Origin of the sequence: Edaphosphingomonas laterariae (assembly GCF_900188165.1) — a bacterium.
Classification (GTDB): Bacteria; Pseudomonadota; Alphaproteobacteria; order Sphingomonadales; family Sphingomonadaceae; genus Sphingomonas_E; species Sphingomonas_E laterariae.
The window spans coordinates 1-22,841 of record NZ_FZOS01000044.1; the positions used below are offsets into that span (position 1 = coordinate 1).

Sequence of the window (22,841 nt, forward strand, 5' to 3'; positions counted from 1 at the left end):
TTGGCAGAAAGGCTTCAAGGTGGACGACTTTTACGCCGCCCGCAGCAGGGCTATCCCGCCGCTACCGTGGTCGAATATTGCTCCGCCGTTCTCATGCGGGCCTGGCCGCCGTGCCGCACGCTGACCGGAGAAAGGCGAGGGCCGTGCCGGAAGAGGACCATAGCTATTATCTGAAACGCGTGCTGTTTCATCGACGACGGCTTGAAACGGCCAGCTGTCCGGAAGCGCGTCTTTGTCACGCGCAGCTGGTGAAAGCCTATCAACGCCGTCTTGCGAACATCCGCCGGGCGGTGCTCCCGGCCTTGAGCGAACTCCGGCCACTACGCCTCCCCGCATAACCTTGTCGCTGTTCGGCGCTGGCGTGCCGAAGTCCAGTCTGACAGAAACCTGCTGAGAATATTCATGCGCACAGCACTTGTGACGGGCGGCATCACAGGCATCGGCGCGGCGATCTGCACCGCGCTCCAGACTGCCGATATCCGCGTCGCGGCAACCTTTAGCGGCCACGAAGCGCGTGCCGCCGGCTTTTCGCAGGCTACGGGAATTCCTACCTTCCGCTGGGACGTAAGCGACCACGCCGCTTGTGCTGTGGGCGTGACGCAGGTGGAGGCCGCATTTGGTCCCATCGTTATCCTCGTGAACAATGCCGGCCGGCATCACACGCGATTCGAGCCTGCTCAAGATGAGCGAGGAGGCGTGGAAACGGGTGCTCGCAGTCGATCTCGACAGCTGCTTCAACATGGCGCAGGCGGTGGCGGCGGGCATGAAGACGCGGCGCTGGGGCCGGATCGTCAACATCGCATCGATCAACGGCCAGACCGGGCAGTTCGGCCAGACCAATTATGCCGCCGCCAAGGCCGGCATGCTTGGTTTCACCAAAGCGCTGGCGCTCGAGCTGGCGCGCGATGGCGTGACGGTCAACGCGGTGGCCCCTGGCTATACCGATACCGAGATGGTCGCGGCGGTGGCGCCGGAGATCATGGAGACCATCGTGGCGCGGATTCCGGTCGGGCGTCTCGCCAGGCCCGATGAGATTGTGCGATGTGTCGCCTTTCTCGTCGCAGAAGAGGCCGGGTTCATCACCGGATCGACGTTCTCGGTGAATGGCGGCCAGGCGATGATCTGACCCTGAACCCGACGTCTCAACCGGTCCGCAGGCCCAGCAGTTCGCGGGCGTTGCTTGAGAGACTGTCGAGTGGTCCCTCGCTGGTCAGGACCGCCCAATTTGCCGGCTTGCTGGTCAAGCTTTGCGACTGCGCGCGGACGATGTTCGCGTTCGCATCCGACGCGTCGGCTGCTCTCCCCTCGACGCGCGCGATCCTCTCCCCTTCGGGCAATTCAAGCCAGAGGCCGGCGAAAGGGCAGCCCATGCTGCGGGCGATTTCCTCAATGGCATCGCGCTCTTCCGGCATTCCGAACACGGCGTCGGCGATCACGCCATGGCCGGTCGACAGGGTCGCCCGGGCGAGGTCGTCCAGCGCCGCATAGACGGCGCGGCTGGCTTCGGTGGTATAGCCGGACGCGGGAAGAGGCGTCTCGGCAGCAACCCCTGCGAGGTGCTTTCGCAGGACATCGCTGCGCAGGATGCGCGCGCCCGGCGGTCTGCCGACGGCGTCGCCCAGTGTTTGCGCCAGCGTCGATTTGCCTGTGCCCGACAAACCGCCGACCGCGATCAGGCGCGGTGCGTCCTCGGCGATCAGTCGTCCTGCCAGCTCGAGGTAATGCACAGCCTCCGTGCTAGCACCCCCGGCGTTGCTCCCGCGTTTTGCGCGTGCCGATGCGACATGGGCGCGAATGGATGCGCGCACGCTCATGAACAGCGGCATGAGACCGACCGCGCCCTCGTCCTCGGACGAATGATCGAGATAGCGATTGAAGACCATATTGGCCTCGCGGCGCAGGCCGCGTTGCCAGAGATCCATTAGCAGGAAGGCAAGATCGTAGAGGACATCGGTCGTCGCGAGTTCTGCGTCGAATTCGAGGCAGTCGAAGGGCGTCGGCACGCCATCGATCGTGGCGATATTGGCGAGATGCAGGTCGCCGTGAACATGGCGGATCCGGCCGGCCTTTCCGCGGGCATCGAGCAGCGAACCGTTGCTATCGACAAGGCGATCGAGCCGCTCGGTAAGGTCGGCAGTGATTTTGGTGTCGAGGATGTCGGGATAGTTCGCCATCGCCTGGGCATTGCCGGCAATGATCTTGCTTATGCGGGCCGCGCCATCGCCGGGCCAGGCGATCGGGGCTCTCGAATGAAAGCCGACAAGAACATCGGCCAGTTGCCGTAATGCGGTTTCATCAAGCGCGCGCCGGTCGGCCAGTTCGCTCCAGAGCGCGCCATCCGGGAAGCGCCGCATCTCCAGGATCCAGTCCACCGCATCGCCTTTGCCGTCGATGGCAAGCAGACCGCCCTGGTCTCGCGTGATCGGGTGCACGGCTTTGTAGAGGCCCGGCGCGGTCCGCCGGTTGAGCGTGAGTTCGGCCTCGAGCGCTGCACGACGCTTGTCGGGCGACGAGAAGTCGAGATAGCCGAGATCGACTGGTCGCTTGATCTTCCACGCGGTCTCGCCGCCGAGAAAGATGCTTGCGGCATGGGTATCGATATGGCGGACAGATCCAGAGTCTCCGAAAGCGTCGCCCGATGCCAGCCATTCGGCCGGATCGGGCAGACTCTTGCCGGCAGGACTACCCATTGGCGCCGGCCGCAGGGTCTGCCCGCGGCGCAATGAGAACCGCGGCGCCGGTGAGCGCGCCGCTGCGCAAGCGATCGAGCGCGAGATTGGCCTGTTCGAGCGGGAAGGTTTCGGTGACTGTGCGCAGGCCCGACTGCGCTGCCACCTCGAAGAAGGAGGTGCCGTCTTCCCGTGTCAGATTGGCGACCGACAGAATCTGGCGCTCTTCCCACAGATCGGCATAGGCAAAGGCAGGAATGTCGCTCATGTGGATGCCCGCGCAAATGACGCGACCGCCCTTGCGCACCAGCTTCAGGGCGGCGGGGACGAGCGCACCTACGGGCGCGAAGATGAGCGCGGCGTCGAGCTCTTGCTGAGGCCGCTCCGTCGAGGCGCCGGCCCAGCGGCAGCCAAGCGACCGCGCGAAGGCCTGGGCCTGCACGTCGCCTTCGCGGGTGAAGGCATAGACCTCGCGACCCTGCCACACGGCGACTTGGGCAATGATGTGCGCGGCCGCGCCAAAGCCGATAAGGCCGATGCGGTGGCCTTCGCCCGCGAGCCGCAGCGCCCTCCAGCCGATCAGGCCGGCGCACAGCAGCGGCGCGGCCGCGACGTCCGAAAAACTGTCGGGAAGTGCGAAACAGAAATGCGCGTCTGCGACCACATGGGTTGCGTAGCCGCCATCGCGCGTCGCGCCGGTGAATTCCGGCGCGTCGCAGAGATTTTCCCGGCCGGATAGGCAATAGCCGCACTGACCGCATGTATGCCCAAGCCAAGGGACGCCGACGCGCTGGCCGACGTGGAAGCCCTCAACCTCCACGCCGATGTCCAGCACATGGCCAACGATCTCATGACCAGGAATGACCGGATAGCGTGCGGCTATCTCCCCGTCGGCAACATGAAGATCCGTGCGGCAGACACCGCAGGCAATGACCGCGATGAGAAGCTCACCGACGCCCGCCAGAGGCATGGGTCGCTCTACGCGGCGCAAGGCCTGGTGGGGCGCATCGATCTGCATGGCGACCATCACCGCCATGGATCGACAGTCCCGAAAAACGGCTTGCTGTATCGCTGATCCTGCATGCACTCACGCCCCGGGCCCAATATCTCCTGAAAGGTCGGCCTCGACGAGGATAAGCGTGGAATCGCCGGGATACGCCCGTGCTGTAAAACCGAGTTCGCGTTCGACTTCGATCGCGGCATGATTGTCGCGGCTTTCGATCGACTGCAAGCGCGAGATGCCCCTGGCATGCGCGATCTGCGCTACATGCCGCAGGAGGCTCCAGCCGATGCCCTGCGCCTTCCGGTCGCGGTGGACTGAGACGGCAACCTCGGCAGTCTCGCCTGGCGCATCGGCGACAAGGATCGCGACCCCGACGAGCGACCCACTTTCTTCGAAAGCGAGGAACGTCCGGGTTCGCTCCTGATCGGTACGCAGCATCGCGGCGATCTGGTCATGGCCGACATGCTGGACGGCCGAAAGGAAGCGGAAGCGCAGATCTTCATGGGTCACATTCTCGAAGAAGGCCTCGAGCAGGTCTTCGTCGCTCGCGCCCGCCGGACGAATTCGCAGACGCAGTCCGGTGCGGGTTACAAGGTCCGTCTCGTTTGCTTGCGGGGGCGATTGCTCTGGGGATTGAGATGACATTATGGAAGCTCCGGAAACTGTTTCGCATTGATCGGTGCAGACAATCAATGTCCCAGAAGAACGGGGACGGGCGCGCCATCGATCAGATCATGGGTGACGCCGCCCAGGAACAATTCGCGCAGGCGCGAATGCGCGGAGGCGCCGATCACCAGCAAGTCGGCGCGCTGCTTCCGGGCAAAATCGACCAGGACCGCAGACTGGGTTTCCCCTTCCGAGGCCAACGCATGAACCGTCACGTCGAACCCATGCCGGCTGAGATTGCGGGCAATATCGGCGCCCGGCTCCGATCCGTGACCCTTCGTGCTGGATTTGGCATCGACGACGACGATGTCGATCTTTGCGCCTGTCTGCGCCAATTGCAGCGCGTCCCCTAGCGCGCGGGTCGCCTCGCGAGTCGCATTCCATCCGACCGCGAGATGAGCGAACGAGCGAGGCTTCCATTGCGTGGGCAGGACCATCACCGGTCGTCCCGACGACAGCGCGATATTCTCGAACAACCGCCGCCGGAGATGCTTGTTGGCGTAAGCGTCCACCGGTCCGAACAGGATGAGGTCGGCATAGCGGGCCTGAACCGGCGCCTTGTCGAGCAGGGCGCCGGGCTCGTCGCTCAGGATGCGGACCTCGAAGCCGTCGCGCTCGCCGATCTTGGCGACTATGGCCTGCTTTTCCTCGGCCGCTTCGACATAGTCCGAAAGCAGAAAATAGGGCTGCGTGTAAGCTAGGGCATAATCCGGTGTCGGCACGGCCGAGAGGATCGCCACGGTCAGATGGGCCGCGTTGAAGCGCGCGAATTCGCGCGCGTCCTTCAGAAACTGTTCGTCTTCGTCGCCCGTGTCGACGATCGCCAATATGTCTTTCACCGTCATGTCGTCCTCGCGCGTCAAAGCTGGTAGGAACGTCGATCATCCGACAGGGCGGCGCATTCGTGGAATCTACGTAAGTCGGCCGCGGCGAAATGACGTCGAGCGGCTGCTTGAGCAGGGTGGACGGTTGCCCGCGGCGAAATTCAGTCCTTCGGAACGTCGGCGACGCCTGCGCGCCGATCACGATAGAGGGCCGCGCGCGCCAGCAACATCAGCGTAACCGGCGTCGTCACCGTGACGAAGATCGCAATCAGGATTTCGTGTACCACCGGTCTTGATTGCAGCACGGAAAAGCATGTGATCGACGCGACCAGGATACAGGCCGTGCCAAGCGTTGGTCCGAGCGTCGGCGCGTGCACGCGATCGTAGAAGCTGTTCAGCCGCAACAGACCCAAAGCGCCGATCAGCGTGATCGATGCGCCCAGCAACACGAAAACACCGACGACGATCGCCGCCCATAGCGGCAGGTCCGGGGCCTGGATCATTCGATCACCTCGCCGCGCATGAGGAACTTCGCGAGCGCGACGGTTCCGGCAAAGCCCAGGAGCGCGATGACCAGCGCCGCTTCGAAGAACAGCGTCCGCCCGGTCTGGATGCCGTAGGTCAGTAGGAGCAGCATGCCAGCGAGATACAGCGCATCGACGCCCAATACGCGATCCTGCGCCCGCGGTCCCCGCAGCACACGGAAGGCGGCACAAGCCATGGCCAGCCCCAGAATGACCTGAGCAAGCGTTATGGTGAGCGCGAGGACGAGCGTGCTCATTCGAAAATCTCTTTCAGCAAAGTCTCGTAGCGCGTCTTGATCAGCTCGATCCATTGGTCTTCGTCGACCAGATCAAGCACGTGGATCAGGATGGTGTTGCTGCGGGCGTCGTGCTGAAGCCACAAGGTGCCTGGCGTGGCGGTGAGGATGATCACGAGCGCCGCGAGGGCATAAGGGCTGTGCAGCGTGATCGGCAGCTGGATGAACCCCGACCGGCGGTCGCTCCGGCCGAACAGGATGATGCGGCCGACCGCAATGTTCGAGCGGACGATATCCGCGACGACGAGCGCGGTCAGCTTCACCATCGCCCAGCCGAACCGGATGCGCGGCTGTTCCGGGGACAGCCTGCGCATCACCAATCCGCCAAACACGCCGACCAGCGCGCCCACGACGACATGACCGGGCGAAAAGCCGGTCAGAAGCACCCACATGCCGAACAGGGCCAGGGACAGCATCGGGTAGGGGAGCAGCCGCCTCACGGTTTCGCCTCCCCGGCGCGCGGGGCAGAGCGGACGGCGTCGATATAGGATGAGGGCTCAACCAGTCCGCGAGAGGTGGCTTCCATGTACCGGAACAGCGGACCTGCCTCCACCATCAGCGCAAGGCAGGCCGCGAGCAGGAATCCGATCGGAACGACCTCGATCACGCTGAGGCGTGCCGGCGAATCCTCGCCCGGTGTCCAGAGCAGATCGATCCCCGCGCGGGTCATCGCCACCAGGGTGGACAGACCCGACAGGATGATGAGACCGATCAATATCCAGGTCGTGGGCGTAATGCGCCCGTCGAACAGGGCATCGATGATCGCGAACTTGGCGATGAAGCCGGAAAGCGGCGGCAGGCCCGCGAGCAGGAGCGTGCAGAAGATGAAGCCGCCGCCAAGGATGGCGATGGTGCCGGGAATGACCACGCCTGTCTCGGATTCTTCCTCCGCCACGGCACCGGTATATTCATCGTCGAACACCGGCTCAGCCACGCCCGCGATCATGTCTTCCTCATCGGCATTGCGCTCGACAGGCTCGATGATGAGATAGAGCGCGCCGACCGCCAAGGTGGAACTGACGAGATAGAAGAGCAGCGCCGCCGTCAGCGCCTCACCGCCGATGCCGATCGCCGCCAGCAATGTTCCCGACGATACCAGCACATAATGACCCGCGACCCGGGTGAGGGTGCGCGTTGCCAGGATGCCGAGCGTGCCGAACAGCATCGTCGCGAAACCGGACCAGATGAGCCAATCCCCGGCGAAGCCGGCGGCCGCACCGGACCCGCCGCCGAACAGCAGCGAGGTCAGGCGCAGCACGATGTAGACGCCGACCTTGGTCATGATGGCGAAGATCGCCGCGACCGGCGGTGCCGCTGCGGCATAGGTACGGGGCAGCCAGAAACTCAAGGGCCAGATGCCGGATTTGACGAGGAAGGCGACCCAGAGGATCGCAGCCCCCGCCTCGAGCAGGCCGAGATCCTCGCCCGCCACCTGGGGAACGCGCGCGGCGAGATCCGCCATGTTGAGCGTGCCCGTGACGCCGTAGATCAGCGCGACGCCGATCAGGAACAGGAGCGAGGTGGCGATGTTGATCGTGATATAGTGGAGGCTGGCCTTGGTTCGCTCCGCGCCCGCGCCGTGCAGGATGAGGCCGTAGGACGCGGCCAGCAGCACTTCGAAAAAGACGAAGAGATTGAAGATGTCGCCGGTAAGAAACGCGCCATTGACGCCGGCGAGCAGCAGCAGGAACAGGACATGGAAACGCGGACCCGAGCGGTCCCAGCGCGCCATTGCATAGAACAGCGCCGTAAAGCCCAGCACCGCGGTGAGCAGCAGCATCAGTGCGGACAGCCGATCGGCGACAAGCACGATGCCGAACGGCGCCGGCCAGTTACCGAGCAGATAGACCTGAGGGGCGCCGCCCGCGCCGAAGCGGCTATCCGCTTGCCCCAGCAGCAGGGCAGCAATGCCGATCAGCGCGGCGGTCGTGACGAAACTCAGCACGCGTTTGACCGACCGGCGTCGCTCGTCGAACGCCAGCAGCAGGGCACCGACGAGGATTGGCAGGACGATCGGGGCGATGATGAGGTGCTGATGCCAACCGGTCATGGCTCGTCATCCTCGCCATCGACATGATCGGTGCCGGTCAGGCCTCGCGAGGCCAGCAGAACGACCAGCAACAGCGCCGTGGTGGCAAAGGAGATGACGATCGCGGTTAATACCAGGGCCTGCGGCACGGGATCGACATAGAAGGCGGGATCGACCACGCCCTTGCCCACGATCGGCGGGGCATCGGTGCGCAGCCTGCCCGCAGCGATGATGAACAGGTTGACGGCATAGGACAGTAGCGAGAGTCCCAGTACGACCTGGAAGGTGCGCGGCCGGAAGAGCAGCCACAGCCCCGATGCCGTCAATATGCCGATCGCGAGCGCGAGCGCCGTTTCCATCAGCGGGCCTCCCCGGGCTGCTCGGCGTTCCCGGTTTCGTCGGCAGCGCGTGGTACTCTGGGCGTTCTGATCGACTGATGGGCCAGGGCGATCAGGATCAGCACCGTAGTGCCGACAACGACGGCGAACACGCCGATATCGAACAGCAATGCGCTGGCGACCGGCACAGGCCCGATGACCGGCAGATCGAGATATCGAAAATGGGTCGACAGAAACGGGAAGCCGAACAGCGTCGCCGCCGCGCCCGTCAGGCATGTCAGGAGCAGGCCCGCGCTGATCCAGCGCACCGGCTGGATGTTGAGCCGCGCCTCGACCGAGCGCGTGCCGCTCGCCATGTAGAGCAGCAGGATGGCGATGGAGGCGGTGACCCCGCCGGCGAAGCCGCCGCCGGGAAGGTCATGACCGCGCGTCAAAAGATAGAGCGCACAGGTCAGGATGACGGGGAACAGCCATTCCATGATGATGCGGGGAACCAGCAGATAGTGAAGTGCCGTATCCCCGCGCTCGGCGCCATCGCGCGCATCGTCCGATGCATTCTGGGCTTGTTGCTGATCGGGCAGCGCGACGCTTTCAGCCGCCGGGCGAAAGCGCCGCAGGAGCGTGAAGACCGTCAATGCAACGATCGAGAGGACAGTGATCTCGCCGAGCGTGTCGAAGCCACGGAAGTCGACCAGGATGACATTGACGACATTGGTACCGCCCCCGCCGGGATAGGCCTGTTCCATGAAATAGGGCGAGATGCCGTCCGGAGCGGGGCGCGTCATGACCGAATAGGCAAGAGCTGCCGCACCGATGCCGCCCAGGCTCGCTAGCAACAGATCGCCACCGCGCCGAAAGCGGACAGCGAAGGGCGTGCGCTCGCCTGACCAGAAATCCGGCAGGCGTAGAGGCAGCCAGCGCAAGCCCAGCAGCAACAGGACGAGGGTGATGATCTCGACAAGCAACTGGGTGAGCCCAAGATCGGGCGCCGACAGCCAGACGAAGCTTATGCAGGTGGACAGACCGGCGACGCCGACCAGCGTCAGCGCCGCCAGGCGATGGAATTTGGCGAGCATCGCCGCGCTGACCGCCGCGACACCGCCCAGAAGCCACAGCAAGGCGAATACCGGGTCGATGAGGATTTGGGGACGGGTGCCAGCGCTGTATCCGAGCCGCACGAAGGGAAGCGCGCCGGCGACGAGCGCCGTCACGATGATCAAGCGCAGCATCACCTGTTGCCGCCGGGTGCCGAGAAGGCGATAGGCGACCCGCGCGCCATTGATCAGGGCAGCGAGGACCGCCTCGAAGCTGCGTCTGCCCTTGAGCCGTCCGATGATCGGCGATTGTGCCGTCTCGTTGAGCCGGCGCCGGAACAGGCGGTAGAGAAGCGCACCACCGAACAGCGCGATCACGCTCATCAAGAGCGGCATGTTGAAGCCATGCCAGATTGCCAAGCTGTAGATGGGTGTCCTTTCGCCAAGGACAGACAGCACCGCACTGTGAAGAAACGGCGCAATGGTCAGCGCAGGAATGATGCCGACGATCAGACAGAGGAGGACGAGTATCTCGATCGGCAAGCGCATCCAGTGGGGCGCTTCATGCGGCGTGCGGGGCAGCCCGGTAGGCGCCGGCCCGAAGAAGGTCTGATGGATGAACCGCACCGAGTATAGCACGCTGAACATGCTGGCGAGCGTCGCCAGGACCGGAAGCACGCGGTCCAGCACGGTCCCGCTATGCGCCTCGAGCGCCTCGGCGAGGAACATCTCCTTGGAGAGGAAGCCGTTGAGAAGCGGAACGCCTGCCATCGCCGCGGCGGCGACCATGGCCAGCGTTGCGGTGATCGGCATGAAGCGGATCAGGCCGCTGAGCTTGCGCAGATCGCGGGTCCCGGTCTCATGGTCGATGATGCCGGCAGCCATGAACAGGGAGGCCTTGAAAGTCGCGTGGTTCACGGTGTGGAAGATCGCCGCTACCGCCGCCAGCGGACTGCCGAGTCCCAACAGCAGCGTGATGAGGCCGAGATGGCTGATCGTGGAATAGGCCAGCAGCCCTTTAAGGTCGTGCTGGAAGATGGCCGACCAGGCGCCGACGAGCAGCGTTGCGAGCCCGGTGGTCGCGACGATCAGATACCAGGCTTCGGTGCCCGACAGCACGGGCCAGAGCAGGATCAGCAGATAGATGCCGGCCTTCACCATCGTGGCCGAATGGAGATAGGCGGAGACCGGCGTTGGCGCTGCCATCGCGTGCGGCAGCCAGAAATGGAAGGGGAACTGCGCGCTCTTCGTGAAGGCGCCGATCAGGATGAGGATCAAGGTCGGCAGGTAGAGGTCGTGGCTGCGGATCAAGGCTCCCTTTGCGAGCACCACATCGATGTCGTAACTCCCGGCGATCTGTCCGAGCAGCAGGAGGCCGACCAGCAGGCAGACGCCCCCGGTGGCGGTCATGATCAGCGCCATCCGCGCGCCGTCGCGCGCCGCCTGATTATGGTGCCAATAGCCGATCAGCAGGAAGGAAAAGAGGCTCGTCATCTCCCAGAAAAAGACGATCTGGACGAGGTTGCCCGACAGGACGAGGCCCAGCATCGAGCCCATGAAAGCCTGAAGGAAGCTGAAGAAGCGCGGGACCGGGTCGTCCGGCGACATATAATAGCGCGCGTACAGTATGACGAGCGCGCCGATTCCGAGGATAAGCACGGCAAACAGCCAGGAGAAGCCGTCCAGGCGCATCGTGAGGTCGAGGCCGAGCGAGGGCAGCCATGGCACGGTCTCGCGAAGGGGAACCTCTTGCGACACCGCAGGATAGAGTCGCACAAGCAACCCGAGCGCGAGCAGCGTCGTCAGGCCGGTGAACGACGATGCCCAATTCCGCCCGCGTGCCGGCAGGAAGGCTGCGATGATGGCGCCAAGATAGGGGAGCGCGAGAATGAAAAACAATGATCCCGCGTCGGTCATGCGTGGCGTGTGTTCCCTGGGTGGCTGATCGCCTCTTGAGCAGTTTCACCCTTAATGGGTGAAAGTGACAGGATAGGGCAAGGCCCGGATGTGATGTCACGTGCGATAGGGTTGCGGGCGGCTGAACGCTGTGGCTTCGATCGATAACGCCGCTGGAGACGAGCAGCGAAATAGAAGCCGATCGTCAGGAAATTGATTTTCCGATCAGCAGCTCGCGGGCATCGTGATGCCGATGATGCCGTGACATGCGGCGATCGCGTCCACGAGGCCATCGACAGTGTCCATGCGATGGCTCGGCCAATCGCGGGAGACCTCGACGTCGCCGGCATCGGTCCGGACGGTGAGGTGGGCGGTTGCAGGCAGCAGGTCGAGCAAGGCTGCGAGCTTGTCCTGAATATCGGGCGTGATCCGGTCGATCCCCGGCCCGACCATCAGGAGTTGCCACGAAAGGGGCGAAGCTTGGGTCATTGTGTCGCTACCGCTTCGTCGGTGCGCCACTTAAATAAGGCGACTGGAATAAGGTCGCAGAGAGTCTTCACTATAACGTCCCTTCTCTTCATCGCGCATCCGCAGCGCAGGAGGTGCCTTCCTAATACTGGCTCGCTCAATTCAGCCGGGCCTCCAGTGCATATGTCATGCGCGACCGGTGGCTCGGTCCACGCAGGCAAGGAGCCGGCGGTCCAGCAAAGGCGATTCAAGTACATCGTCGAACTCTCCATCGTCCTCTGTGTCGAGATCGTCGGTTCGATGCGCCGTGATCAGGATGGCAGGCCGTCTCCAACCGGCTGCGCGGAGCCCGCGTAAAATCTCCAGCCCGGTCATCCCCGCCATGCGATGGTCCGTGACCAGGCAGACCGCCTCGGTCGCGGACGGATCGGCGAGCGCGAGCGCACCGCTGGCGAAAGCGCGCACGTCATAGCCGCGAGCCTGAAGTATCAACTGGATCGAGCGGCGGACCGCACTGTCGTCCTCCACGAGAAGGATACGCGGCCGTTCCGGCTCGGCGGAACTGATTATCTGTGGCATCGGGCACCCTTTACCGGGCAAATGCGGTCTGTTGCCACTATGTGTCCGGTGCAGAGTCGCGTCCCTAAGTAATAATCCCATGTTCGCCATCAATCGCGATCGGTGCCCAGACCCGCGGCGAAGGCGATCCGCAGCGCATCGGGAAACGAGTGCACGCCCAGTTTGGTCATCAGGTTGGCGCGGTGGACCTCGACCGTGCGGGCCGAGATATCGAGATCATAGGCGATCGTCTTGTTGGGCAGGCCACGGGCGAGGCCTTCGAGCACGTCGCGCTCGCGCGGAGTAAGGCCGGCGATCACGAGCGCCGCCTCCTGCGCGGAAGCCGCGTAGCGCTCCTTGTCATGCAGCCGGGCAAACGCCGTCTCGATGGCGCCGAGCAGCACCGCCATGTCGAAGGGCTTTTCGACGAAATCGACCGCGCCTGCCTTCATCGCACGCACCGCGATGCCCACATCGGCATGACCCGTCAGCAGCACGACTGGCATCGTCACGCCCTGATCGATGAGCGCCTTCTGAACTTCCAGGCCGTCCATGACGGGCATACGGACGTCGAGCAATATGCAGCCCTCGACGGCATGGCGCACGTCCTTGAGAAAATCGACGCCCGAGGCCCAGGCTTCGACCCGATATCCGGACTTTTTGAGAAGGAAGCCTGCCGAGCGGCGGATAGCGGCCTCGTCATCGACAATATGAACGGTGCGCCTATCCGTCATCACGGTCCTCCGAAACGATATGCATCAAGGTGAAGTGGAACCGCGTCCCGCCTTCCGGAGGGATGTCGACCCAGATTTTTCCGCCATGCGCCTCCACGATGGTACGGCAGATTGACAGTCCCAGGCCCATGCCTTCCGCCTTAGTGCTGAGGAACGCCTGGAACAGCAGGGCGGCGACATCCGCATCAAGCCCCGGCCCTGTATCCGCAATGGTCACGCGCACCATGGCCGGCCTCTCCAACGCGGTAGCGATCGTAAGCAGGCGCGTCGGGCTTTCCGCCATCGCCTCGGCGGCGTTGCGGATAAGATTGACGAGGACCTGTTCGATCTGGACGCGGTCGGCGAGCGCCGGCGTCGCGGACGGATCAAGCTCAAGCCGGGTCTGGATGCCGTGCTCGCTAAGGCCGACCAGGCCGAGCGAGCATGCCTCCTCGATGAGCGTCGGCAGATCCTCGACCCGTTTCTGCACCTCGCCACGCGCCACGAAGTCGCGCAACCGGCGAACGATCTGGCCGGCACGAAGCGATTCAGACGCTGCGTCGGCTAAGGCCTCGCGCACTTCGGCGATCGTTTCTGCATCGGGCTCTTCGAGCAGGGCATGGGCGATCTGCACATAGTTGACGACCGCCGTGATCGGCTGGTTGAGCTCATGCGCCAGGGTTGACGCCATGGCGCCCATCGCGCTGACCCGGGACACATGGATCAACTCGCCCTGCAGTTCCTTGAGCCGCGCCGCCGTCGTCTCCTGGTCGGTGAGATCGCGCATGAAGCCGGTGAAAACCCGCTCACCGCCTCCGGTGGCTTCGCCGATCGCAAGTTCATGCGGTACGAGCGTGCCGTCTTTTCGGCGGCCCATGACGCGCCGCGTGCTGCCGATAATGCGGGCTTCGCCGGTCTGGAGATATCGCGCGATGTAGTCATCGTGCGCTTCCCTGTCGGGCGACGGCATCAGCATCGAGACATTCCGGCCCAGAACCTCAGCTTCTTCGTAACCGAACATTCGCAGCGCCGCGTGGCTGAAGGAGAGCATGGTGCCTTCGGCGTCAATGACGACCATCGCGTCGGGAACGGTCGCCAGAATAGAGTTCAGCTGCGCTTCGCGCTTCTCGATCGCACGTTCCGCCGCCTTCTCGTCGGTGATGTCCCGAACTACCTTGCCGAACCCCCGCAAGCGGCCGTCCTCGTCATAGAGCGGGGTTATCGCGATATCGGCCAGGAACTCGGAGCCATCCTTGCGCAGGCGCCATGACTCTTCCTGAAAGCGCCCCTGGGTACGAGCGTGCGCGAGATCCGCCTCGGGCTTGCCGTTCGCCACATCTTCGGACGGATAGAATATCGCGGCGCTGCGCCCGAGGATATCCTCCTCCTTCCAGCCTTTGATCCTCTCGGCACCCTTGTTCCAGATCGCGATGCGGCCCTCTTCGTCGAGCATGTAGATGGCAATCGTGGTCGCGCCGTCGATCAGCAGCGCCAGTTCTTGCGCCGTCTCGTGCGCCTTGCGCGAGTTCTCGCCGGCGTCGATCTCGTGGACATGCGCCGCTTCGCGCCAATGGGAGAGCCGGCTGGTCAGCAGGATGATGCCGATTGAAATCGTGGCGAAGCCGGCCGCGTGCACCAGATGGTCCATGTCGCGGAATGGCGTGTCGACCAGCAGGAAACCGGTCACGGTCGAAGCAGCGGTCGCGAAACCCGCCGCGACCACACCGCTCGTCCAGGCCGAGGCGAGAACCGCCACCGTGAGCAACAGCCAGGTCGGGCGATCGGCAAGCAAGGGTTCCAGGGCAAGCGCCGCCAGCGTGGCAATCGCGACGAAGATCACTGAGGCGGCGAGCGATCTTATCGGGCCCGCGCGAGGGAACAGGGGTGAATGCGTTTTTGTCATCGATTCAGATCCGCAGTGGGGCCGTGGCTTCAAGACTGTTCGCGCCGGCAGCTTACTGCAACGCCTGGAGACTATTTTGTAGTATTTTATAGTAGTTTTGAGCTGTCAGCGTGAGAGGCCTAACCGGCGGCGACATAATATGGACTTCATCCAAGTTGTCGACGCGTACGTCTTGATGGTTCCACACCGGGCTGGTCGAAGATGGATTCCATAGCTACGTATATTCCACCATGGCTGCGGGGGACATTGATCTTCAGGTTCGCGGCGATCCGTCTGAAACGACGCGCCGTATCAGGAGAAGACCATGGCACAGCCCCTCGAAAATGTCGTTGCCCTCGCTCAGGCGAACATCCGCCTGGGCCTGCAGCTCGCGGAGACGTGGCGCGGGAGCGGCCAGAAGCTGATCGAGCTCGGCACGAAGGGCGCATCTGAAATTGGCGAGGAGACACGCCTCACCCTGGCGAAGAGCGTGTCACCTGACAAGGGCGCGTCGGTGAACAGCGTCAACGGGCATTGGCAGGACATGCTTGCCGAGATCGAGACGGTACGCACCGCGACCGCGCAGGAGATCGAGGCGGCCGTTGGCAAATGGCGCAAGAGCTGGGCCGACGCATTGACGGTCGAGCCGACCCTTCCGGTGGAGGCGCTGTTCAAGCCGTGGCTGGCTCTTGTGCGGCCGACCGCGCCAACGCCCCCGGCTAAGGCTCAAGCCCAGGAGAAGCATGTACCGGCCAAGAAAAGCTGAGAAAGGGTTCGTCAGCATAGATGCCGTCGCAAGGCAACAGATGCTGCTCGCTGTTCATTGCAGTGCCCGTGCTGCTTCGGGCTGCGTGACTGACGAGAAACGCGGCCAGCGCGTCGACATCAGCGATGTCTACCAGTTGCCGCCTTCGGCGGCGGTGGCTGCGGCGCGTTCAAGCATTCGTCGAAGCTTCGATCCCCGCTCGCGGCGCGGGTAGCGATGGGTCCCGGCGATATTGCATGGGCGCGAATGGCCTGGGGGCCGAGTTTGGCGACATAGTGTGTGGCGCTACCACGCGCTCCGAGCCGTAGAAGGTGACGCTCAGCAGGCAGCCGCTATCCGCGGCTCGGCAAGCTTCACAATACACAGAAAATTGTGATACCAAACGTCCAGCCCACCGCCCTCGGCCGAGGAGTCGATGACACGGCATGGAGACCGGAAGCGGCGAGATGCTTCCGAGATCACTATCCCATGGCTTGACCCTGACACTGTGTCACACTCAATCTTGATGCCTGGGGAGCCAGAGATGCACGACTCGAATGCCCAGGGCGGCCATCGCTGGTCTGGAAAAGCCAAGGCCGATGGTGCCGTGCGCGATCCCGTGTGCGGCATGGAGGTCGATCGGGCCGCGACGGCGCATCATGCCGAGCATGATGGACTGACATATCAATTTTGCAGCGCTGGCTGCCGGGCGAAGTTCGTTGCCGATCCCGCTAGGTTCACGGGCTGGGATGTCCGGTCCGCCGACCCGACTACTTTTTCAGGCTCGGTCTGGACGTGCCCGATGCATCCTGAGGTCCGGCGGCGCGCGCCGGGCACCTGCCCTATTTGCGGCATGGCGCTGGAGCCTGCTGAACCGACCGCGGATGGCGGCCCTAGTCTGGAACTCGTGGATTTCACCCGCCGCTTCTGGGTCAGCGCGGTGCTGGCCGCGCCGCTGCTGCTGCTCTCGATGGGGGCCGAGATGCTGGGGCTCGACCTCGTGCCGATGTCCTGGTCACCCTGGGTGCAACTGGCACTGACCGCGCCGATAGTGTTGTGGGCGGGCCGGCCCTTCTTCGAGCGCGGCTGGGCATCGCTCAAGACACGACAATATAACATGTTCACCCTGATCGCGATCGGGGTGGGTGCGGCCTTCCTCTACAGCCTGATGGCGACCGTCGCGCCGGGCGTATTCCCGGCGAGTTTCCGCAATCACGGCGGGATGGCGCCGGTCTATTACGAGGCGGCGGGAGTGGTTGTCGCGCTTGTACTTCTCGGCCAAGTCCTCGAACTGCGCGCCCGCGCCGCCACCGGGCGCGCGATCCGGGCGCTGCTCAACCTGGCGCCAAAGACGGCGCGGCGTATCGGCGCGGACGGCGCGGAGCTTGAGGTTCCGCTAGGCGAGGTGATGACGGGGGACAGGCTGCGCGTGCGCCCCGGCGAGGCGGTACCGGTGGATGGGACGGTGCTCGAAGGGCGATCGTCGGTCGACGAATCGATGCTGACGGGCGAACCGGCGCCGGTGCTGAAGACACGCGGCGGGGCAGTCACCGGTGGCACAGTCAACGGCACGGGCAGCCTTGTCATGGAGGCGCAGGCGGTAGGCGCAGACACTATGCTGGCGCGCATCGTGGCGATGGTGGCCGAGGCGCAGCGCAGCCGGGCGCCAATCCAAGCTGTGGCGGACCGCATTTCGGGCTGGTTCGTGCCGCTGGTGCTCCTGATCGCGCTGGCGACCTTCATTGTCTGGAACGTCGTCGGGCCTGAGCCGCGTTTCGGTCACGCGCTGCTCAACGCCATCGCCGTGCTTATCATTGCCTGCCCTTGCGCACTAGGGCTGGCGACGCCGATGTCGATCATGGTCGGCACCGGTCGCGGCGCGCAGGCTGGCGTGCTGGTCAAGAATGCCGAAGCGCTGCAGGCGCTCGACACGGTCGACACGCTGGTGATCGACAAGACCGGCACGCTAACCGAGGGCAAGCCGAAGCTCGTCGCGGTCGAGCCGCAGGGCGCGTTCGACGCGGATGAGGTGCTGGCCTTGGCGGCGGCGGTCGAAGCACGCTCAGAGCATCCGCTGGCCGTCGCCATGGTCACCGGCGCCAAAGACCGCGGGCTGGCAGTCGGTCAGGTCGAGGATTTCCAGTCGCAGACCGGCATGGGGATCAGTGGGCGGGTCAACGGGCGCGACGTCGTGGTTGGCAATGCCGCGCAGATGCGTCGTGTCGGGGCCGACGCCAGCACCCTTGAAGCGGCCGCAGAGCGCCACCGCGCACAGGGCGGCGGGGTCATGCTCGTTGCGATTGACGGCGCTGCCGCCGGGCTAATCACAGTAGCGGATCCGATCAAAGCCTCGGCACGCGAGGCGATCGCGGCGCTGCACGCCGAAGGGCTGCGCATCGTCATGCTGACCGGCGACAGCCGCGGCACGGCCGAGGCGGTGGCAAAGGCGATCGGCGGGATCGACGAGGTGCATGCCGATCTCAAGCCCGACGACAAGGCGCGCATCGTCGGCGGGTTGAAGGCGAAGGGTGCATGCGTGGCCATGGCGGGCGACGGTATCAACGATGCGCCCGCGCTCGCCGCCGCCGATGTCGGAGTGGCTATGGGCACCGGCACCGACGTGGCGATCGAAAGCGCCGGGCTCACACTGACCAAGGGCGATTTATCGGCGATGGTTCGCGCGCGGCGGCTTGCCCGCGCAACGATGGCGAATATTCGCCAGAACCTGTTCTTCTCGTTTTTGTTCAACGGCGTCGGCATACCCATTGCGGCAGGTGTCCTTTATCCGGTCGCCAGCATCCTGCTTTCGCCGATGTTCGCCGGCGCGGCGATGGCGCTGTCCTCCTTCACGGTGGTCGCCAATGCGCTCAGACTGAATGCCGTGCGGTTGGAAGCGCGCAAGTCATGAATATCGGCCACGCGGCGGAGGCGAGCGGTATCTCGCAGCGGATGATCCGTCATCATGAGAAGATCGGCCTGAGATTGCCTGTTCGAGACTGAGACTCTCGTTCTCGCACGGTTGCGTCGCCCAGCCGTCTCGGGCAGCATCGCTGTTCGTCGCACCCTGGTCGCCTTTTGCTATCTCGCCGGTCCAGGACTGGTCAGAGATTGAAGGTCGGATTTTCTTCCACCAGACAGGGCAATTCGCGCGCCATGGAACATCCGTGCTCGTGATGAGCTCCCACAATGAGCAACCATGCCGTTTCAGCCCCAGCCCACCGCCACTGCGAACGAACATGCCTTCCAGACGTCATGTGTGCCAAGCTCTCCCGTCGGCTCTCTCTTGCGTCAACCGACCACGGTATAACGCGCTTCGAGCAGATCAAGCTCGCGGACAAGCTTGCGCGCGGGTTCGCTGTCCAGTTCGCGCTTGCGCACCATCCGGAAAATCTGCGCGCGTTCGGCCTTCAGCGCGGCCAGGCGAAGGCGTCGCTCAATCTCTTCCGACTGCCGCCCCAGCGCATTGTTTTCCGGGCTGCCAACCCGGCTATCGATCCTGTGCCGGTAGCCATCCATAATCCGGGACGCGGTCGAGACATAGATATCTGCGTCGCTTCGCCCCTCTGCCAGCGCATGCTGGACCTTCTCGATCTCTGCGATCGCAGCTTCGGCGGCCTTGACCCGGGCCGCATCCTCTGCCGCCTGATGATCATGTTCCGCCGGCATCTCGAGACCCTTGAGCAGAAGGGGCAACCCCAGGCTGGCAGCCAGCAACGAGACGATAATGACACCCATGGCGAGAAAGATCGCCAGATCTCTTGCCGGGAATGGGGATCCGTCGTTCATGGCCAGTGGCAATGTCAGTACACCTGCGAGCGTGATGGCGCCGCGAACCCCGGCAAAGGAGATCGCGGCGACGATCCGCCAATTGGGTGTGGAATGCCAATCCCCTTTGCGAAAGAGGGTGAGGTGAAGGGATGCCCAGACCCACAGGAAGCGGAGGCCGGCGAGGCCGAAGTTTATCGCGATCACATAGATCGCCAGCCACCAGGGTTCGTGATGGCCGGTCGCCCGAACGGTTTCGGCCGAACTGGCGAGAATGGCGGGAAGCTGCTCGCCCAGCAGCACGAAGATGACCCCGTTGGCGGTGAACTGGATCATATCCCACACGGTGTTGCGCCGGATGCGGGTAGAGGCTTCGAGTTCGCCGCTGGTCTCGACAAAGCCCATGGTGAGGCCGGCGGCGACGGCCGCCAGAATGCCCGAGCAATGGAGATGCTCGGCAATGAGATAGGCGCCAAAGGGGATGAGCAGGCTGATGAGGATTTGCGCGCCGCCCTCCTCGCCATAGTGCCGCGAGACCCAGCTTTTCGCGCGCGACACGATCCAGGTGAAGCCAGAACCGATCGCGATGCCGGCGAACGCGACCCACAGGAAGTTGAGCGCCGCATCCTGGATCGAGAATGCTCCCGTCAGCGCGGCAGCGATCGCGAAGCGCAGGCAGACAAGTCCGGACGCATCGTTGAGCAGCGATTCGCCTTCGAGAATGTGCATCATGCGTTTGGGGATGGAGACGCGCTGGGCGATCGCGGACACCGCGATCGGATCGGTGGGCGAGACGACGGCGGCAAGACCGAAGGCGACGGCGAGCGGCATCGCCGGGACCATCCAGTGAATGAAGAAGCCCATGCCGACGACCGTGACGACCACCAGGCCAAGGGCGAGCTCGACAATGGTCTTGCCGTCCTTGAAAAGGTCTTCGCGCGGAATGCGCCAGCCATCCAGGAACAGCAAAGGCGGCAGGAAGAGGAGGAAGAATATCTCCGGATCGAGCGTGACGCGCCAGTCCGCAGCCAGCCCGATCAGCGCTCCGAGCGCGATCTGGAACAAGGGCCGCGGCAGGGGCAAGGGAACCATGCGCGAGAAAATGCCGCTCAGGATGACGGCAAGCAGTAGCAGCAGGATGATCGTGATCGTTTCCAAAAGTCTTCCTCATGTTCGGGCTGGACCGATACGTTCGCGCCCTTTTTTGCGATATCGCAGCTTGGTGCCAGCCCCTTGATTCGTTTTAGCGACGTTTGGCTCCGCGCATGATGCTCACCTGATGATAATCGTGCATGGTTTCAGATCATCATGCCCACCAGGGCGGCATTGACGAGATCGACGAAGAAGCCGCAGACCAGCGGCACGACGATGAAAGCCTTGGGCGCGGCGCCATATTGCCGTGTGACGGCGCTCATATTGGCGATGGCTGTCGCGGTCGATCCAAGCCCTATTCCGCCGAACCCAGCGCTCATGACGGCTGCTTCATAGTCACGCCCAAGGCAGGGGAACAAAATGAAGACCATGAAGACTATGGTCATTACAATCTGCAGGCCCATGGCGACGGCCAGGAATGCGACCATGCCATCCAGAGCCCATAGCTGCAGGCTCATCAATGCCATGGTGATGAAGATGCCCAGGCTGATTTCGGAAATCAGCGCCACGCCGCGTTGCATGCGTGGCCAGTCCCAAAGCCTGCGCTTCCGCTTCGTCAAATGGGGGACCACGCCGCGAAGGGCGATGCCTGCGAGCAGGCAGCCGACAAAATCGGGAAGATTGAGGCCACTGCTCTTGATCGCCAGAGTCAGGGATTGCCCAAGCAGGAGCGTGACATTGAGCCAGAACAGCGCAAGGAGCGCGCCATAATAGTCGAGGAGAGTGCGTTGCGGCTCGTGCAGCATGCCGATCTCGAGCGTGGCAACCCCTGAAACCGGGATATTGCGAGCGCGAATGAGATAGCCGGCTACCGGACCGCCGATGAGGCAGGCGGCGATCAGGCCGAACATATTGCCGGCTGCTCCGATTTCCGCGGCGCCGGTGATCCCCAGCGTTTCGACGAAATGCGGCGCCCATGCCAGGGTCGTGCCGATCCCGCCGGTCAGCGACACCGACCCGACCATCAGCCCGGCGCGGGGGTCCAGACCGAACATGCCGGCGATCGTCATGCCGAGGATGTTCTGGAACAGAATGAACAAACTCGCCAGCGCGGTAAGGATCAGGAGCGCCCATCCGCCGCTGCGGATCGCGCGCACATCGGAATTGAGCCCAATGGCTGCGAAGAAATAAAGCAGCAAAGTGTCGCGGATACCGACGTCGAATTCGATCCTGGTATCGAAGAGAAGATAAACCCCACTGACGACGGCGGCGCAGACTACGCCCCCTATGACCGGCTCGGGAATGCTGTAGCGCTTGAGGAGATCGAAGCGGCCGACGAGGGCTTTTCCCGCGAACAGCAGAAGGATCGCAATGGTCGAGGTGGTCAGGGCATCAATTTGCAGCATCGCCGTTCATTTTCATCGATCATCATTCAGCCTTCGCGGCTTTGCAGGCGCCGCTGGAGCGTTTCCCAGGCAGGCACATCACCTGCTGGGAAAAGGCCGCAAAAGACCGGGGCGGCCGATCCGATGCACTCGGGTCGGAATATGCGCTAATCTGTGAGCGTCTCGCTGGTCCAGTCGACCACGGCGGCGGTAAAACGCGCCGTGGCGCGGTCGAATGCGGCCGCGATTTCGGCCTTGCTGTTTTGGCGCGCGGGTTCTTCTTCGACGAAGCGGCGGGAACCTTGCATTCCGCGGTCGGCAAGGGCGGTGAGGGTGGCATCGCCGGATATGAGAATGGTCGGAGGGCTTTTCTCGTCGCTCCCGGTCGCATAACGGGCCTCGAAGCGGTCGAGGTTGAGCTGAAGCGCGACCGCCCCGGCGCCCCCTGTCCGCCAGGATACCAGGCGGATATTGGCGGCACGCTGATCGAACTGGCGTGTCATGGCCTGGGCGAACAATTCCGGCGCGGATGCGACCCAGCGTGCATCCTTCACGTACAGGACGCTGGCGCCCCGGGTGGTCAATATGCGGTCGCCCTCGATCTCGGGCGCGAAGCGGATACGGGCCAGGGTGAGCGGGCGGCCGGTGGCCAGGCGCTCCGCTGCTGTCGTGTTATTCTGTTCAGCTACGCCGAAGCGAAACAAGGTGTCGCGCTTGCCGCTGTTCCCCAGAAGGCCACCGCAGCCGCCAAGCAGGAGCAGGGCCGAAACGGTCACGACATACCGGTAAGGCTTAAAGAGGGTCATTCGGGGAGCTCCAGTTCCAGGCCATCGTCTTTTCCTAGCGCCTGACGGGGATTTGACCGGCCCCCGCCGAGTGGCCCGCTGGGATTGTTAGTGCATTGAAGCCTCCATCGCCAGTGTCGGCCGTAGGTGGAGCGAAGCGGAACCGGAG

20 protein-coding genes and 3 pseudogenes are annotated in these 22,841 nt (G+C 63.9%); 5 read left to right on the forward strand and 18 right to left on the reverse strand.

Features of this window, described 5'->3' with window-relative positions:
* Window positions 1-402: 402 nt before the first annotated feature.
* Window positions 403-1,126 (forward strand): annotated as a pseudogene (gene phbB / locus CHB74_RS19655) (acetoacetyl-CoA reductase).
* Between the two features lie 16 nt (window positions 1,127-1,142).
* Here the strand turns inward: phbB and CHB74_RS19660 are convergent.
* The 14 genes from CHB74_RS19660 to CHB74_RS19725 form a co-directional block, all read right to left on the reverse strand.
* Window positions 1,143-2,723 carry a bifunctional aminoglycoside phosphotransferase/ATP-binding protein gene (locus CHB74_RS19660; RefSeq protein ID WP_245843055.1) on the reverse strand — a complete coding sequence of 527 codons (1,581 nt, stop codon included), beginning with the start codon at window positions 2,721-2,723 and terminating at the stop codon, window positions 1,143-1,145.
* Complete coding sequence (locus CHB74_RS19665; protein ID WP_218821475.1) at window positions 2,683-3,705, reverse strand: zinc-dependent alcohol dehydrogenase family protein; 1,023 nt, start codon at window positions 3,703-3,705, stop codon at window positions 2,683-2,685. Before CHB74_RS19665 ends, CHB74_RS19660 begins: the two co-directional genes overlap by 41 nt.
* 51 nt (window positions 3,706-3,756) lie before the next feature.
* Window positions 3,757-4,317, reverse strand: coding sequence for a GNAT family N-acetyltransferase (locus CHB74_RS19670; protein ID WP_089221195.1), 561 nt, complete (start codon window positions 4,315-4,317; stop codon window positions 3,757-3,759).
* A gap of 44 nt (window positions 4,318-4,361) precedes the next feature.
* Window positions 4,362-5,165, reverse strand: coding sequence for a universal stress protein (locus CHB74_RS19675; protein WP_245843056.1), 804 nt, complete (start codon window positions 5,163-5,165; stop codon window positions 4,362-4,364).
* 158 nt (window positions 5,166-5,323) lie between these two features.
* Complete coding sequence (gene mnhG, locus CHB74_RS19680; RefSeq protein ID WP_179220934.1) at window positions 5,324-5,665, reverse strand: monovalent cation/H(+) antiporter subunit G; 342 nt, start codon at window positions 5,663-5,665, stop codon at window positions 5,324-5,326.
* On the reverse strand, window positions 5,662-5,943 hold the full coding sequence (locus CHB74_RS19685) for a K+/H+ antiporter subunit F (RefSeq protein ID WP_089221196.1): 282 nt from the start codon (window positions 5,941-5,943) through the stop codon (window positions 5,662-5,664). Before CHB74_RS19685 ends, mnhG begins: the two co-directional genes overlap by 4 nt.
* A complete protein-coding gene (locus CHB74_RS19690) occupies window positions 5,940-6,422 on the reverse strand; it encodes a Na+/H+ antiporter subunit E (protein WP_089221197.1) in 483 nt (160 codons plus the stop codon). Before CHB74_RS19690 ends, CHB74_RS19685 begins: the two co-directional genes overlap by 4 nt.
* On the reverse strand, window positions 6,419-8,032 hold the full coding sequence (locus CHB74_RS19695; RefSeq protein WP_089221198.1) for a monovalent cation/H+ antiporter subunit D: 1,614 nt from the start codon (window positions 8,030-8,032) through the stop codon (window positions 6,419-6,421). The genes CHB74_RS19690 and CHB74_RS19695 overlap by 4 nt, the downstream gene beginning before the upstream one ends.
* Window positions 8,029-8,370 (reverse strand): Na+/H+ antiporter subunit C, encoded by a 342-nt coding sequence (locus CHB74_RS19700; RefSeq protein WP_089221199.1) that lies wholly within the window; start codon window positions 8,368-8,370, stop codon window positions 8,029-8,031. The genes CHB74_RS19695 and CHB74_RS19700 overlap by 4 nt, the downstream gene beginning before the upstream one ends.
* Window positions 8,370-11,300, reverse strand: coding sequence for a monovalent cation/H+ antiporter subunit A (locus CHB74_RS19705; RefSeq protein ID WP_089221200.1), 2,931 nt, complete (start codon window positions 11,298-11,300; stop codon window positions 8,370-8,372). Before CHB74_RS19705 ends, CHB74_RS19700 begins: the two co-directional genes overlap by 1 nt.
* Window positions 11,301-11,504: 204 nt before the next feature.
* The gene (locus tag CHB74_RS19710; protein WP_089221201.1) at window positions 11,505-11,768 is read right to left on the reverse strand and encodes a hypothetical protein; all 264 of its coding nucleotides are present in this window, start codon (window positions 11,766-11,768) and stop codon (window positions 11,505-11,507) included.
* Between the two features lie 165 nt (window positions 11,769-11,933).
* Window positions 11,934-12,326 carry a response regulator gene (locus CHB74_RS19715; protein ID WP_089221202.1) on the reverse strand — a complete coding sequence of 131 codons (393 nt, stop codon included), beginning with the start codon at window positions 12,324-12,326 and terminating at the stop codon, window positions 11,934-11,936.
* 89 nt (window positions 12,327-12,415) lie between these two features.
* Complete coding sequence (locus CHB74_RS19720) at window positions 12,416-13,039, reverse strand: response regulator transcription factor (RefSeq protein ID WP_089221203.1); 624 nt, start codon at window positions 13,037-13,039, stop codon at window positions 12,416-12,418.
* Window positions 13,029-14,921, reverse strand: a complete 1,893-nt coding sequence (locus CHB74_RS19725) for a PAS domain-containing sensor histidine kinase (RefSeq protein ID WP_089221204.1) — start codon at window positions 14,919-14,921, stop codon at window positions 13,029-13,031. Before CHB74_RS19725 ends, CHB74_RS19720 begins: the two co-directional genes overlap by 11 nt.
* Window positions 14,922-15,225: 304 nt before the next feature.
* Between CHB74_RS19725 and CHB74_RS19730 the strand changes: the two genes are divergently transcribed.
* Together CHB74_RS19730 and CHB74_RS22550 are read left to right on the forward strand one after the other, a co-directional pair.
* The gene (locus CHB74_RS19730; RefSeq protein WP_089221205.1) at window positions 15,226-15,666 is read left to right on the forward strand and encodes a hypothetical protein; all 441 of its coding nucleotides are present in this window, start codon (window positions 15,226-15,228) and stop codon (window positions 15,664-15,666) included.
* A gap of 40 nt (window positions 15,667-15,706) precedes the next feature.
* The gene (locus CHB74_RS22550) at window positions 15,707-15,880 is read left to right on the forward strand and encodes a hypothetical protein (protein ID WP_245843059.1); all 174 of its coding nucleotides are present in this window, start codon (window positions 15,707-15,709) and stop codon (window positions 15,878-15,880) included.
* 7 nt (window positions 15,881-15,887) lie between these two features.
* Here the strand turns inward: CHB74_RS22550 and CHB74_RS22745 are convergent.
* Window positions 15,888-15,995 (reverse strand): annotated as a pseudogene (locus tag CHB74_RS22745) (hypothetical protein); the annotation flags it as partial.
* 176 nt (window positions 15,996-16,171) lie between these two features.
* Here CHB74_RS22745 and CHB74_RS19740 point away from each other — a divergent pair.
* Together CHB74_RS19740 and CHB74_RS22750 are read left to right on the forward strand one after the other, a co-directional pair.
* Complete coding sequence (locus CHB74_RS19740; protein WP_425442323.1) at window positions 16,172-18,553, forward strand: heavy metal translocating P-type ATPase; 2,382 nt, start codon at window positions 16,172-16,174, stop codon at window positions 18,551-18,553.
* A pseudogene (locus CHB74_RS22750) lies at window positions 18,550-18,624 on the forward strand (Cu(I)-responsive transcriptional regulator); the annotation flags it as partial. The gene CHB74_RS19740 and the pseudogene CHB74_RS22750, both read left to right, overlap by 4 nt.
* 309 nt (window positions 18,625-18,933) lie before the next feature.
* Here CHB74_RS22750 and CHB74_RS19745 read toward each other — a convergent pair.
* The 3 genes from CHB74_RS19745 to CHB74_RS19755 form a co-directional block, all read right to left on the reverse strand.
* Window positions 18,934-20,568 carry a Na+/H+ antiporter gene (locus CHB74_RS19745; RefSeq protein WP_089221207.1) on the reverse strand — a complete coding sequence of 545 codons (1,635 nt, stop codon included), beginning with the start codon at window positions 20,566-20,568 and terminating at the stop codon, window positions 18,934-18,936.
* Window positions 20,569-20,708: 140 nt separating this feature from the next.
* Entirely contained in the window at window positions 20,709-21,908 is a 1,200-nt protein-coding gene (gltS, locus tag CHB74_RS19750) for a sodium/glutamate symporter (RefSeq protein ID WP_179220935.1), read from the reverse strand.
* Window positions 21,909-22,054: 146 nt separating this feature from the next.
* Complete coding sequence (locus tag CHB74_RS19755) at window positions 22,055-22,693, reverse strand: ABC-type transport auxiliary lipoprotein family protein (RefSeq protein WP_089221208.1); 639 nt, start codon at window positions 22,691-22,693, stop codon at window positions 22,055-22,057.
* Window positions 22,694-22,841: the final 148 nt, after the last annotated feature.

Coding starts and splice junctions, on each gene's coding strand:
- CHB74_RS19665 (WP_218821475.1), bottom strand. CDS start 3,705: ATGGCGGTGATGGTCGCCATGCAGATCGATGCGCCCCACCAGGCCTTG.
- CHB74_RS19670 (WP_089221195.1), bottom strand. CDS start 4,317: ATGTCATCTCAATCCCCAGAGCAATCGCCCCCGCAAGCAAACGAGACG.
- mnhG (WP_179220934.1), bottom strand. CDS start 5,665: ATGATCCAGGCCCCGGACCTGCCGCTATGGGCGGCGATCGTCGTCGGT.
- CHB74_RS19685 (WP_089221196.1), bottom strand. CDS start 5,943: ATGAGCACGCTCGTCCTCGCGCTCACCATAACGCTTGCTCAGGTCATT.
- CHB74_RS19695 (WP_089221198.1), bottom strand. CDS start 8,032: ATGACCGGTTGGCATCAGCACCTCATCATCGCCCCGATCGTCCTGCCA.
- CHB74_RS19700 (WP_089221199.1), bottom strand. CDS start 8,370: ATGGAAACGGCGCTCGCGCTCGCGATCGGCATATTGACGGCATCGGGG.
- CHB74_RS19705 (WP_089221200.1), bottom strand. CDS start 11,300: ATGACCGACGCGGGATCATTGTTTTTCATTCTCGCGCTCCCCTATCTT.
- CHB74_RS19710 (WP_089221201.1), bottom strand. CDS start 11,768: ATGACCCAAGCTTCGCCCCTTTCGTGGCAACTCCTGATGGTCGGGCCG.
- CHB74_RS19715 (WP_089221202.1), bottom strand. CDS start 12,326: ATGCCACAGATAATCAGTTCCGCCGAGCCGGAACGGCCGCGTATCCTT.
- CHB74_RS19720 (WP_089221203.1), bottom strand. CDS start 13,039: ATGACGGATAGGCGCACCGTTCATATTGTCGATGACGAGGCCGCTATC.
- CHB74_RS19725 (WP_089221204.1), bottom strand. CDS start 14,921: ATGACAAAAACGCATTCACCCCTGTTCCCTCGCGCGGGCCCGATAAGA.
- CHB74_RS19730 (WP_089221205.1), top strand. CDS start 15,226: ATGGCACAGCCCCTCGAAAATGTCGTTGCCCTCGCTCAGGCGAACATC.
- CHB74_RS22550 (WP_245843059.1), top strand. CDS start 15,707: ATGCTGCTCGCTGTTCATTGCAGTGCCCGTGCTGCTTCGGGCTGCGTG.
- CHB74_RS19740 (WP_425442323.1), top strand. CDS start 16,172: ATGCCTGGGGAGCCAGAGATGCACGACTCGAATGCCCAGGGCGGCCAT.
- gltS (WP_179220935.1), bottom strand. CDS start 21,908: ATGCTGCAAATTGATGCCCTGACCACCTCGACCATTGCGATCCTTCTG.
- CHB74_RS19755 (WP_089221208.1), bottom strand. CDS start 22,693: ATGACCCTCTTTAAGCCTTACCGGTATGTCGTGACCGTTTCGGCCCTG.